This window comes from Mycobacterium sp. URHD0025 (assembly GCF_000426065.1).
Taxonomy (GTDB): domain Bacteria; phylum Actinomycetota; class Actinomycetes; order Mycobacteriales; family Mycobacteriaceae; genus Mycobacterium.
Map to the genome: position 1 here is coordinate 112,151 of NZ_AUEQ01000007.1, position 11,925 is coordinate 124,075.

At 67.4% G+C, this 11,925-nt stretch carries 12 protein-coding genes; all 12 read left to right on the top strand.

Features of this window, described 5'->3' with window-relative positions:
* Positions 1-18 precede the first annotated feature (18 nt).
* A complete protein-coding gene (locus tag H977_RS0108175; RefSeq protein ID WP_029107392.1) occupies positions 19-651 on the top strand; it encodes a PaaI family thioesterase in 633 nt (210 codons plus the stop codon).
* Positions 648-1,079 carry a TIGR02611 family protein gene (locus H977_RS0108180; protein ID WP_029107393.1) on the top strand — a complete coding sequence of 144 codons (432 nt, stop codon included), beginning with the start codon at positions 648-650 and terminating at the stop codon, positions 1,077-1,079. Before H977_RS0108175 ends, H977_RS0108180 begins: the two co-directional genes overlap by 4 nt.
* Before the next feature lie 61 nt (positions 1,080-1,140).
* The gene (gene thrS / locus H977_RS0108185; protein WP_029107394.1) at positions 1,141-3,201 is read left to right on the top strand and encodes a threonine--tRNA ligase; all 2,061 of its coding nucleotides are present in this window, start codon (positions 1,141-1,143) and stop codon (positions 3,199-3,201) included.
* Positions 3,198-3,761 (top strand): ATP adenylyltransferase, encoded by a 564-nt coding sequence (locus H977_RS0108190; protein ID WP_029107395.1) that lies wholly within the window; start codon positions 3,198-3,200, stop codon positions 3,759-3,761. The genes thrS and H977_RS0108190 overlap by 4 nt, the downstream gene beginning before the upstream one ends.
* Positions 3,758-4,405, top strand: coding sequence for a phosphatidylinositol phosphate synthase (gene pgsA / locus H977_RS0108195; protein WP_029107396.1), 648 nt, complete (start codon positions 3,758-3,760; stop codon positions 4,403-4,405). Before H977_RS0108190 ends, pgsA begins: the two co-directional genes overlap by 4 nt.
* The gene (locus H977_RS0108200; RefSeq protein WP_029107397.1) at positions 4,402-5,313 is read left to right on the top strand and encodes a phosphatidylinositol mannoside acyltransferase; all 912 of its coding nucleotides are present in this window, start codon (positions 4,402-4,404) and stop codon (positions 5,311-5,313) included. Before pgsA ends, H977_RS0108200 begins: the two co-directional genes overlap by 4 nt.
* A 34-nt stretch (positions 5,314-5,347) precedes the next feature.
* On the top strand, positions 5,348-6,472 hold the full coding sequence (locus H977_RS0108205) for a glycosyltransferase family 4 protein (protein ID WP_029107398.1): 1,125 nt from the start codon (positions 5,348-5,350) through the stop codon (positions 6,470-6,472).
* A gap of 2 nt (positions 6,473-6,474) precedes the next feature.
* Positions 6,475-7,545 carry an NUDIX hydrolase gene (locus tag H977_RS0108210; RefSeq protein WP_029107399.1) on the top strand — a complete coding sequence of 357 codons (1,071 nt, stop codon included), beginning with the start codon at positions 6,475-6,477 and terminating at the stop codon, positions 7,543-7,545.
* A gap of 65 nt (positions 7,546-7,610) precedes the next feature.
* Complete coding sequence (gene pdxS, locus H977_RS0108215; protein ID WP_029107400.1) at positions 7,611-8,522, top strand: pyridoxal 5'-phosphate synthase lyase subunit PdxS; 912 nt, start codon at positions 7,611-7,613, stop codon at positions 8,520-8,522.
* 9 nt (positions 8,523-8,531) lie between these two features.
* On the top strand, positions 8,532-9,380 hold the full coding sequence (gene tesB / locus H977_RS0108220; protein ID WP_029107401.1) for an acyl-CoA thioesterase II: 849 nt from the start codon (positions 8,532-8,534) through the stop codon (positions 9,378-9,380).
* The gene (pdxT, locus tag H977_RS0108225; RefSeq protein WP_029107402.1) at positions 9,377-9,958 is read left to right on the top strand and encodes a pyridoxal 5'-phosphate synthase glutaminase subunit PdxT; all 582 of its coding nucleotides are present in this window, start codon (positions 9,377-9,379) and stop codon (positions 9,956-9,958) included. The genes tesB and pdxT overlap by 4 nt, the downstream gene beginning before the upstream one ends.
* Positions 9,959-10,019: 61 nt before the next feature.
* Positions 10,020-11,921 (top strand): ArnT family glycosyltransferase, encoded by a 1,902-nt coding sequence (locus H977_RS0108230; protein ID WP_029107403.1) that lies wholly within the window; start codon positions 10,020-10,022, stop codon positions 11,919-11,921.
* Positions 11,922-11,925: the final 4 nt, after the last annotated feature.

Consider the following 11,925-nt stretch of genomic DNA (forward strand, 5'->3'; position numbering starts at 1 on the left):
CACCAATACGGTGGCGGTGTGGCCCCAGACATCGACACCGCCGGCAACCACCCCGGCGGAGGGTTCAACCCGCCCGATCCCACCGATCGCGGCGGCCCCGATTACGGTCGGTTCATCGAAGCGGTGCGCACGCTGCAGGACCACGCACGCAGCGCCGACGCCCCCGACGAGGTGATCACCGAGGCCGCCAACCTGATCGAGAAGGTGTCAGCACTGCTGGCGCCATACGAAGCCGACGAATGGAATTCACCGTCCGGTCGGCGAATGGACCTGCCCAACCGTGGCAACGTCAACAACGTGCCGGTGCATCTGGAACGGACCGCCGACAACCGGATCGCCGGAACCGCTCATTTCCGCCGCTTTCACCTGGGTCGCAACGGCGCGGTACACGGCGGCTCGCTGGCCCTGCTGTTCGATTCGCTGCTCGGCTACACCGCGGCCAAACTGACCGGCAGCATGTATCAGCGCACCGCGTATCTGCACGTCAACTACCGCCAGATCGTCCCCATCGAGAAGGACTTACAGGTGCGGGCAGGCATCGACCGGATCGAGGGACGCAAGATCTTCGTGGCAGGCCGGCTGCTCGACGGCGACGACGTGCTCGCCGATGCCGAGGCGTTGTTCGTCAGGCTCAAGCCGGGGCAGCCATGAGTCTGGCCGACAACCTCGCCGAGGCGAAACAGCGCTGGACGAGCTGGCGGGAACGGCTGCGCTCGCGCCCTGCCGCGGACTTCGCCTACCGGATCGTCGTCGGCGTCGTCGGCACGCTCGTGCTGGCGGTCGGCATCATCGCCATTCCCTACCCCGGTCCCGGCTGGGCGATCGTTTTCCTCGGATTGGCGATCCTGGCCAGTGAATTCGACTTCGCCAAGCGGGCGTTGCGTTACGTCCGCGCCCGCTACGACGCTGTGATGGCCTGGTTCGATCGCCAGCACATCGCTGTCAAGGGACTCAGTGCCGCGTTCACCGCACTGATCGTGGTGGCCACGCTGTGGCTGTTCGGTGCGATCGGCCTCGCGGCAGGTCTGGTGGGGTTCGAGCAGCCGTGGCTCAAGAGTCCCATCGGGCTCGGCTCCTGATCAGGGCCACCGATAACATGACAGCGTTCGCACTAGATCCCGCATGGTAGGAGACTCCCCGATGAGCGCCGCCCCCAGCCCAGCCCCCGCTGCCCCGATCCGGGTTGCGGCCGGGACTACCGCCGGCGCGGCGGTGCGCGAGGCGGATCTGCCCAGTCGCGGAACCCCTGACGCGATCGTCGTCGTGCGCGACCCCGACGGGCGACTTCGGGACCTGTCCTGGGCCCCCGACACCGATGTCGAGGTGACGCCGGTCGCCGCCAACACCGATGACGGCCGCAGCGTGATCCGGCACTCCTGTGCCCACGTGCTGGCCCAGGCCGTGCAGGATTTGTTCCCGCAGGCCAAGCTCGGTATCGGCCCGCCGATCACCGACGGCTTCTACTACGACTTCGACGTCGCCGAGCCGTTCACCCCAGAAGATCTGGAAAAGCTCGAAAAGCGGATGGCCAAGATCGTCAAGGACGGTCAGTTGTTCTCGCGGCGCGTCTACGAATCCAAGGATCAGGCGCGCGAGGAGTTGGCGGGCGAGCCCTACAAACTCGAGCTGGTCGACGACAAGTCGGGCGCGGACGATCCCGAGGTCATGGAGGTCGGGGGCGACGAGCTGACCGCGTACGACAACCTCAACGCCCGCACCAAGGAACGGGTCTGGGGTGACCTGTGCCGCGGCCCGCACATCCCGACCACCAAGTACATCCCGGCGTTCAAGCTGACCCGCAGCAGTGCCGCCTACTGGCGCGGCAACCAGAACAATGCCAGCCTGCAGCGTGTCTACGGCACGGCCTGGGAGTCCCAGGAGGCCCTCGACCGTCACCTCGAGCTGATCGAGGAGGCGCAGCGCCGCGACCACCGCAAGCTCGGCGTCGAGCTGGACCTGTTCAGCTTCCCCGACGAGCTCGGTTCCGGCCTGCCGGTGTTCCACCCCAAGGGCGGCGTGATCCGTAAGGAGCTGGAGGACTACTCGCGGCGCAAGCACTCCGAGGCCGGCTACGAGTTCGTCAACACCCCGCACATCACCAAGGAACAGCTCTACATCACCTCGGGACACCTGGAGTGGTACGCCGACGGCATGTACCCGCCGATGCACATCGACGCCGAGTACAACGAGGACGGCACGGTGCGCAAGCCCGGGCAGGACTACTACCTCAAGCCGATGAACTGCCCCATGCACCATCTGATCTACCGGGCGAGGGGCCGCTCGTACCGCGAACTTCCGTTGCGGCTCTTCGAATTCGGCTCGGTGTACCGCTACGAGAAGTCCGGTGTGGTGCATGGGCTGACCCGGGTTCGCGGCATGACCCAGGACGACGCCCACATCTACACCACGCGTGAGCAGATGCGCGACGAGCTGACCTCGCTGCTGCAGTTCGTGCTCGACCTGCTCTCGGATTACGGCCTGGACGACTACTACCTGGAGCTGTCCACCAAGGATCCCGAGAAGTATGTCGGCGACGACGACGTCTGGGAGGAGGCGACCCAGACGCTCCGTGAGGTGGCCGAGGCCTCCGGCCTGGATCTGGTGCCGGATCCGGGCGGCGCGGCGTTCTACGGACCCAAGATCTCCGTTCAGGTCAAAGACGCGCTGGGCCGCAGCTGGCAGATGTCCACCATCCAGCTGGATTTCAACATGCCCGATCGGTTCGAGCTGGAGTACACCGCCGCGGACGGTAGCCGTCAGCGCCCGGTGCTGATCCATCGCGCCCTGTTCGGCTCGATCGAGCGCTTCTTCGGAGTGCTCACCGAGCACTACGCGGGCGCGTTCCCGGCCTGGCTGGCACCGGTCCAGGTGGTCGGCATCCCGGTCGCCGACGCGCACCTGGATTACCTGTATGACGTTGCCGCCCAGCTGAAGTCGCGTGGCGTGCGGGTCGAGGTCGACGGCAGTGACGACCGGATGGCGAAGAAGATCGTCAACCACACCAACATGAAGGTGCCGTTCATGCTGCTGGCCGGTGACAAGGATCTGGCGGCGGGCGCGGTCAGCTTCCGGTTCGGTGACCGGACCCAGATCAACGGTGTGCCCCGCGACGAGGCCGTGGAGGCCATCGTGAAGTGGATCGCCGACCGCAACAATGTCGTGCCGACGGCCGACCTGGTGAAGGTGGGCGCGACCGAATGACCGGGGACGAGCGGTCCATAATCGACCATGGCGTGGGCGAGCCGGATCACCTGCAGCGGCTGTGGACACCGCACCGGATGAGCTACATCGTGGATGCGGTCAAGAGCGACAACAAGATCGGCTCGGCCGGGTCGTCACAGCCGTTCACCGACATCCCCGAGATGTCGGACGAGGACGGGCTCATGGTCGCCCGCGGGGAACTGGTTTACGCCGTCCTCAACCTCTACCCGTACAACCCGGGCCATCTCATGGTGGTGCCCTACCGGCGGGTGTCCGAGCTGGAGGACCTCACCGAGGCCGAGAGCGCCGAGCTGATGGCGTTCACGCAGAAGGCGATCCGCGTCATCAAGACCGTCTCCCGCCCGCACGGGTTCAACGTCGGCCTGAACCTGGGCGTCTCGGCCGGCGGATCGCTGGCCGAGCACCTGCACATGCACGTGGTGCCGCGCTGGGGCGGCGACGCGAACTTCATCACCATCATCGGTGGCGCCAAGGTCATTCCGCAGCTGCTGAGCGAGACCCGGGAGCTGCTGGCTACGGAATGGGCCCGCCAGCCGTGAGCAATCTGTTCCTGATGAGCCGGGCGGCCTACGCCAAACTGTCGCGGCCGGTGGCCAAGGCGGCGCTGCGCGCGGGCCTGACTCCCGACATCGTCACGATCATCGGCACCGCCGGGTCGGTCACCGCCGCGCTGACCCTGTTCCCGATAGGGCAACTCTGGTGGGGAGCGTTCGCGGTGTTCCTCTTCGTCCTCGCCGACATGCTCGACGGGGCGATGGCCCGGGAACGGGGTGGTGGTACCCGCTTCGGCGCAGTGCTGGACGCGGCGTGCGACCGGATAGCCGACGGTGCCATATTCGCCGGCCTGCTGTGGTGGGCGGCGTTCGGCCTCCACAGCCCGTCGCTGGTGGTCGCGCTCCTCATCTGTCTGGTCACCTCACAGGTGATCTCGTACATCAAGGCCCGCGCCGAGGCCAGCGGGCTGCGCGGCGACGGCGGCATCATCGAGCGCCCGGAGCGCCTGGTGATCGTGCTGGTCGGCGCGGGGCTTTCGGGTGTGCCGTTCCTGCATGCATCATGGCTGCTGCAGGTCGCCGCCTGGGTGCTGGCGGTGGCCAGCGTCATCACGGTGGCGCAACGAATCCACGCGGTGCGCACGTCGCCGGGTGCCATGGACCCGATCCAACCCCCGGGGGCCTCGTGAACATTCCGCTGTCCGGGCAGGTGACCGATCTGGGTTATGCGGCGGGCTGGCAGCTGGTCCGCGCGATGCCGGAAGTGGTGGCCCGCAATCTGTTCGACGCGGGTGCGCTCTACGCCGCCCGCGGCGGTGGTCCACAGCAGCTGCGCAAGAACCTGGCCCGGGTGACCGGGGTCGCTCCGGCCGACGTGCCCGACGAGCTGATGCGTGCTTCACTGGCCTCCTACGCCCGTTACTGGCGGGAGGCGTTCCGGTTGCCCTCGATGGATCTGATCGCTGTGGCCAAGCGTCTCGACGAGGTGTTCGTCGGCGCGGACAAACTGCGGGCCGCTCAAGAGGCGGGCCGCGGGGCTGTGCTGGCTCTGCCGCACAGCGGTAACTGGGACATGGCCGGGGTGTGGCTGGCTCAGCAGTTCGGCACTTTCGCCACCGTGGCCGAGCGGCTCAAACCCGAATCGCTCTACCGCCGTTTCATCGAATACCGGGAGAGCCTGGGCTTCGAGGTGTTCCCACTGTCCGGGGGTGAGCGTCCGCCGTTCGAGGTGCTCTCGGAACGGTTGCGGGACAATATGTTCGTGTGCCTGATGGCCGACCGCGATCTCACCCGCAACGGTGTCGAGGTCGACTTCTTCGGTGAGCCCACCCGGATGCCCGCCGGTCCGGCCAAGTTGGCCATCGAAACCGGCGCCCCGCTACATCCGGCACACGTCCACTACGACGGGGAGGATTGCGTGGTCGAGATCTTCGACGCGCTCGACACCTCGTCAGGGGATGTGCCCATGGTCATCCAGCAGCTGGCCGACCGGTTCGCGGCGAACATCGCCGCTCATCCTGCTGATTGGCACATGCTGCAGCCGCAGTGGCCGGCCGACCTGTCCGCAGAACGTCGTGCCCGACTGGGTACCACCTGATGAGCGCTTGCGCGAAGAGGCGACGGAGCTAGCCATGCGGATCGGGATGGTCTGCCCATATTCGTTCGATGTGCCGGGCGGTGTGCAATCCCATGTGCTGCAACTGGCCGAGGTGATGCGTGCCGGCGGACATTACGTCAGCGTGCTGGCGCCGTCATCGCCGCACGTGAAGCTGCCGGATTACGTGGTGTCGGGCGGCAAGGCCGTCCCGATTCCCTACAACGGCTCGGTGGCTCGCCTGCGGTTCGGGCCGGCCACCCACCGCAAGGTCAAGAAGTGGATCGCCGAGGGCGAATTCGATGTACTGCACCTGCACGAGCCCAATGCGCCCAGCCTTTCCATGCTGGCGCTCCAGGCGGCCGAGGGGCCGATCGTGGCCACGTTCCACACCTCGACCACAAAGTCGTTGACACTCAGCGTCTTTCAGGGAATTCTGCGCCCGTATCACGAGAAGATCGTCGGCCGCATCGCGGTGTCGGACTTGGCCCGGCGCTGGCAGATGGAAGCGCTCGGCTCAGATGCCGTCGAGATCCCCAACGGGGTGGACGTGCCGTCGTTCGCGAATGCGCCTCGGCTGGAAGGGTATCCGCGGCCCGGCCGCAGCGTGCTGTTCCTCGGCCGGTTCGACGAGCCGCGTAAGGGCATGCCGGTATTGCTGCGCGCGCTGCCCAAACTGGTGCGCCGCTTCGCCGACGTCGAGATCCTGATCGTCGGCCGCGGCGACGAGGACGCGCTGCGTGACGAGGCCGGCGAGCTGGCCGGTCACCTCCGCTTCCTGGGCCAGGTCGACGACGACGCCAAGGCCGCCGCCATGCGCAGCGCCGACGTGTACTGCGCCCCCAATCTCGGCGGCGAGAGCTTCGGCATCGTGCTGGTCGAGGCGATGGCGGCGGGCACACCGGTGGTGGCCAGTGAACTGGACGCTTTCAACCGCGTGCTCGACGGCGGACAGGCCGGCCGGTTGGTGCCGGTCGGCGACGCCGAGGCCCTGGCCGACGCGCTGATCGAGGTGCTCGACAACGAGGCGTTGCGCGAGCAGTACATCGACCAGGCCACCGAGCGTGTGGCGCGCTACGACTGGTCGGTGGTGGCCGGTCAGATCATGCGGGTGTACGAGACGGTGGCCAGCCCCGGGGTCAAAGTTCAGGCGGGTGACTGAGAATGCCTACCTGGTTGGTGATCACGTCACTGGCCGTCCTGGTGGTCCTGCTGCTGGTCGGCATGTGGGCGTTCCAGACGGCCAACCGGCTCGACCGGCTGCACGTGCGGTATGACCTGTCGTGGCAGGCGCTCGACAGCGCCCTGGCCCGCCGGGCCGTGGTGGCCCGCGCCGTCGCGGTCGATGCCTATGCCGGTGCTCCTCAGGGAAAACGGCTCGCGGCGCTGGCCGCTGCCGCCGAACGGGCCCCGCGCCCGGCGCGTGAGGCCGCCGAGAATGACCTCTCGGCCGCACTGTCGGCGGTCGACCCGACGGATCTGCCGGTGGCACTGGTCGCCGAACTGGCCGATGCCGAGGCCCGGGTGCTGCTGGCCAGGCGCTTCCACAACGATGCCGTCCGCGACACCCTTGCTTTGCGGGAGCGCCGCGCGGTGCGGCTACTGCGGCTGGGTGGAACCGCGGCGCTGCCAACCTATTTCGAGATCGTGGAGAGCCCCGATGCCCAGGCGGTGCCCAACTTGGGGGCCAACCCGGTGAGCCGCCGGACCTCGGCACGCGTGGTGCTGCTCGACGAGACCGGCGCGGTGCTGCTGCTGCGTGGCAGTGACCCCGCGCTCGACGACCCGGACAAGCCCGCCCCGCGCTGGTGGTTCACCGTCGGTGGCGCCGTCCAGCCCGGCGAGGACCTGCCGGCGGCCGCGGCCCGTGAGCTTGCCGAGGAGACGGGCTTGCAGGCGGCGCCGCAGGACTTCATCGGTCCGGTGTGGCGGCGCGACGCCGTCATCGACTTCAACGCGTCGGTGATCCGCAGCGAGGAATTCTTCTTCATCTACCGCACGGCCCGGTTCGAGCCGTCTGCAACGGGGCGCACGACCCTGGAACGGCACTACATTCACGGGCACCGCTGGTGCGATGCGACAATGATCGCCGAGTTGGTTGCCGGCGGGGAGGCCGTGTATCCGCTTCAACTGGGTGAGCTGCTGGCTCAGGCCAATGACCTGGCCGAACAGTCGACAGCGACGCTGGCGAATACGCGGGAGTCTGCGTATCGCGAGCTGCAAGCCATCCGGTGACTGCGGATTCAATGGATTTGGCGGCTCCACTACACTGAATCAGTAGCAATTTGGAGGAGATACCAGTGGATACCGCGGCGCAGAACGGCTCTAGCAACCAGACCGGTACCGCGCGCGTGAAGCGCGGGATGGCTGAGATGCTCAAGGGCGGCGTGATCATGGACGTCGTCACCCCCGAACAGGCGAAGATTGCCGAAGGTGCGGGTGCGGTGGCGGTGATGGCCCTGGAGCGGGTTCCCGCCGACATCCGCGCCCAGGGCGGGGTGTCGCGCATGAGTGACCCCGACATGATCGAGGGAATCATCTCGGCGGTCACCATCCCGGTGATGGCCAAGGCGCGGATCGGGCATTTCGTCGAGGCGCAGATCCTGCAGTCGTTGGGTGTGGATTACATCGACGAGTCCGAGGTGCTGACCCCGGCCGATTACGCCAACCACATCGACAAGTGGAAGTTCACGGTCCCGTTCGTGTGCGGTGCGACCAACCTGGGCGAGGCGTTGCGTCGTCTCACCGAGGGCGCGGCGATGATTCGCTCCAAGGGTGAGGCCGGTACCGGGGACGTTTCCAACGCCACCACCCACATGCGCAAGATCGGTGGTGAGATCCGTCGGCTGACCTCGATGTCCGAGGACGAGTTGTACGTGGCGGCCAAGGAACTGCAGGCGCCCTATGACCTGGTGGTCGAGGTGGCGCGGGCCGGCAAGCTGCCGGTGACGATGTTCACCGCGGGTGGGATCGCCACCCCGGCCGATGCGGCGATGATGATGCAGCTCGGTGCTGAGGGGGTGTTCGTCGGCTCGGGAATCTTCAAGTCGGGCAACCCGGCGCAGCGGGCCGCGGCGATCGTGAAGGCCACCACCTTCTACGACGATCCCGATGTGCTGGCCAAGGTGTCGCGCGGGCTCGGCGAAGCCATGGTCGGCATCAACGTCGAGGAGATCGCCCAGCCTCACCGGCTCGCCGAACGCGGCTGGTAACAACCTCCTATGGCGATCGAACAGATCCTCGACCTGGAGCAGCTCGAGGTCAACATCTATCGCGGTGGGGTATTCAGCCCCGAGTCGGGTTTCCTGCAGCGCACCTTCGGCGGTCATGTGGCCGGTCAATCGCTGGTCTCGGCAGTGCGCACGGTCGAGCCGGCGTTTCAGGTGCACTCCCTGCACGGCTATTTTCTACGGCCGGGGGATGCGCGGGCGCCGTCGGTGTACATCGTCGAACGCATCCGCGACGGCGGTTCGTTCGCCACCCGCCGGGTGAGTGCGATCCAGCACGGCGAGACGATCTTCACGATGTCGGCGTCCTTCCAGACCGACCAGACCGGCATCGAACACCAGGACGCCATGCCGGAGGCCCCGGCACCGGACGACCTGCCGGGATTTCGGTCCGGCGGAGCGTTCGACGACGCCGGCTTCGCCCAGTTCGACGAATGGGACGTCCGGATCGTGCCGAGAGACCGGGTCACCCGCATTCCCGGCAAGGCCTCCCAGCAGCAGGTGTGGTTCCGTCATCGCGACCCGCTGCCCGACGATCACGTGCTGCACATCTGCGCGCTCGCCTACATGAGCGATCTCACCCTGCTGGGCTCGGCCCAGGTCAACCATCTCGAGGTGCGCAAGCACCTCATGGTGGCCTCGCTCGACCATGCCATGTGGTTCATGCGGCCGTTCCGTGCCGACGAGTGGCTGCTCTACGACCAGTCCTCGCCGTCGGCCTGCGGCGGGCGTTCGCTGACCCAGGGCAGGATCTTCAACCGGTACGGCGAGCTGGTGGCCGCGGTGATGCAAGAGGGGCTGACGCGCTACCAGCGCAACTTCACCCCGCCGGAGGGCTCGTGAGCCCTCGCGTGGGGGTGCTCGCACTGCAAGGCGACACCCGCGAACATCTGGCTGCGCTGCGGGAGGCCGGCGCCGAAGCCGGCACGGTGCGGCGGCGTTCCGAACTCGATGCGGTCGACGCCCTGGTGATCCCGGGCGGGGAGTCCACCGCGATGAGCCACCTGCTGCGCGAGTTCGAACTGCTCGAACCGTTGCGGGCCCGCATCGCCGATGGCCTGCCCTGTTACGGATCGTGCGCCGGCATGATCCTGCTGGCCACCGAGATCAAGGACGCCGGTGTCGAGGGCCGCGCGGCGGTTCCCTTGAAGGGCATCGATATGACGGTGCGGCGCAACGCCTTTGGTCGTCAGGTCGATTCCTTCGAGGAGGACGTCGACTTCGAGGGCCTCGACACCCCGGTGCATGCCGTGTTCATCCGGGCGCCCTGGGTCGAGCGGGTCGGCGCGGACGTCACAGTGCTGGCTCGCGCCGCCGGCCACATCGTCGCGGTGCGCGAAGGCTCGATGCTGGCGACGTCGTTTCACCCGGAGATGACCGGGGACCGCCGCATCCACAAGCTTTTCGTCGATTCGCTCTGACTTCAGCAAACCCACGGCGCAGACATAGCTCAGACAAAGGTGGCGCCGACTTAATGGTGATGTGACGACGACGCTGGAGGACACCTCCGCCGAGCCTGCCCTCCACGCTCCGCCGAGCACGTCGCGGATTGTCCGCCGGCGCCTGGCACTGCCTGTTCTTTTGGCCGCCACCGCGCTGGCCTACCTCTGGAACATCACCGTCAACGGCATGGGCAATCAGTTCTACGCGGCGTCGGCCTGGGCCGGGTCCTCCGACTGGAAGGCCCTGCTGTTCGGATCGCTGGATCCGGCAAATTTCATCACGGTGGACAAGCCGCCGGTGTCCCAGTGGGTGATGGGCCTGTCCGGTCAGCTGTTCGGGTTCAGCAGCGCGAGCATGCTCGTCCCCGAAGCACTGATGGCTGTCGGCTCGGTCGCGTTGCTCTACGCTGCGGTCCGCCGGATCAGCGGTCCGCAGGCGGCCCTGCTGGCCGGTGCGGTCCTGGCGCTGACGCCGGTGGCCGCGTTGATGTTCCGGTTCAACAATCCCGACGCCGCGATGGTGCTACTCATGACGGCCGCGGCGTACTGCATGGTCCGCGCCCTCCAGGGTTCGGGTGCGAGCTGGCTGATGCTGGCCGGCGTGGCATTGGGGTTCGCGTTCCTGGCCAAGATGCTCGAAGGCCTGATGGCCGTGCCCGCCATCGCCGTGGTGTACCTGGTCGCGGCCGCGGTGCCGATGCGTCGGCGCCTGCTGCACCTGGCCGGCTCGCTGGCGGCGTTTCTGGTGTCCGCCGGATGGTTCGTGGTGCTCACCCTGGTGTGGCCGGCTTCGTCGCGGCCTTACCTCGCCGGGTCCACCGACAACAACTTCATGAATCTGGTGTTGGGCTACAACGGATTCGGTCGGGTGCTCGGCCACAACCACATGGGCGGTGGCGGGCCCACGGCAGCCGAGGCGATCGGGCTTCCGAGCGCGGCCGAACACGCCGGCCATGTGGGCGGATTCGGCAACCAGTCCCACGGCCTGCCGCGCTTGTTCACCGGAGAGTTCGGCTTCGAAATAGGTTGGCTGCTGCCGGCCGGTCTGCTCGCCATGGTGCTGGTGTTGATCTCGCGGCGCGGTACGCCACGGACCGACATGGTCCGTGCCGGAGCCATCCTGTTCGGCGGCTGGCTGTTGATCGACGGCGTGGTCCTCAGCTTCATGAAGAGCATGGTCCACCCGTACTACTGCCTGTCGCTGGCACCGGCGATGGCGGCGATGTTCGCGATCGGCGTCGCCGAGATGTGGCGTCGGCGCGATGACCGGTTGGGCCAGATCGGTTTGACCACAATGCTTCTCGGGTCCGCGGTGTGGAGTTTCTGGGTCCTGGGCCGCAACGCGTCGTGGCTTCCACCTCTGCGGTGGACGATCCTGGTGGTCGCCGTCGGGGCCGCCGCGGCCCTGCTGTGGTCGCTACGCAGGGGCAGCCGGGCGGCGGCCATCGTCGCGCTGGCGGTCGCCCTGACCGGCGCGCTGGCGGGGACGACGGCCTACACCGTGGCCACCCTGGGACAGCCGCACACCGGAGGTGGGCCGAGCGTCGGACCGGCCGATCCCGACGACGACCACGGGCATGGCTGGACGTCCGACGATCCCGGGGTGAACACGATGCTGAGGGCCACCCACACCACCTGGTCGGCGGCGATCAACCGCTCCGGAGCTGCGGCGAGCCTCGAATTGTCCACCGACACAGCGGTGATGGCGATCGGTGGCTTCACCGGAACCGATCCGGTGCCCACGCTGGAGCAGTTCCAGACCTACGTCGCCGACCGGCAGATCACCTACTACGTCCTCCCGGAGCCCAAAGATAAGGACCACGGCGGCTTCTTCGGCCACAATTCACACACCGACATCTCCGACTGGGTGAAAGCCAACTTCATGTCGACCAAACTGGGCTCGGATACGGTGTACGACCTGCGCGCGCCGCTCAAGAAATGACCGC

Bases quoted from the DNA above. Each gene is read 5' to 3' on its own strand.
- H977_RS0108180 (WP_029107393.1), top strand. From the start codon at position 648: ATGAGTCTGGCCGACAACCTCGCCGAGGCGAAACAGCGCTGGACGAGC.
- thrS (WP_029107394.1), top strand. From the start codon at position 1,141: ATGAGCGCCGCCCCCAGCCCAGCCCCCGCTGCCCCGATCCGGGTTGCG.
- H977_RS0108190 (WP_029107395.1), top strand. From the start codon at position 3,198: ATGACCGGGGACGAGCGGTCCATAATCGACCATGGCGTGGGCGAGCCG.
- H977_RS0108205 (WP_029107398.1), top strand. From the start codon at position 5,348: ATGCGGATCGGGATGGTCTGCCCATATTCGTTCGATGTGCCGGGCGGT.
- H977_RS0108210 (WP_029107399.1), top strand. From the start codon at position 6,475: ATGCCTACCTGGTTGGTGATCACGTCACTGGCCGTCCTGGTGGTCCTG.
- tesB (WP_029107401.1), top strand. From the start codon at position 8,532: ATGGCGATCGAACAGATCCTCGACCTGGAGCAGCTCGAGGTCAACATC.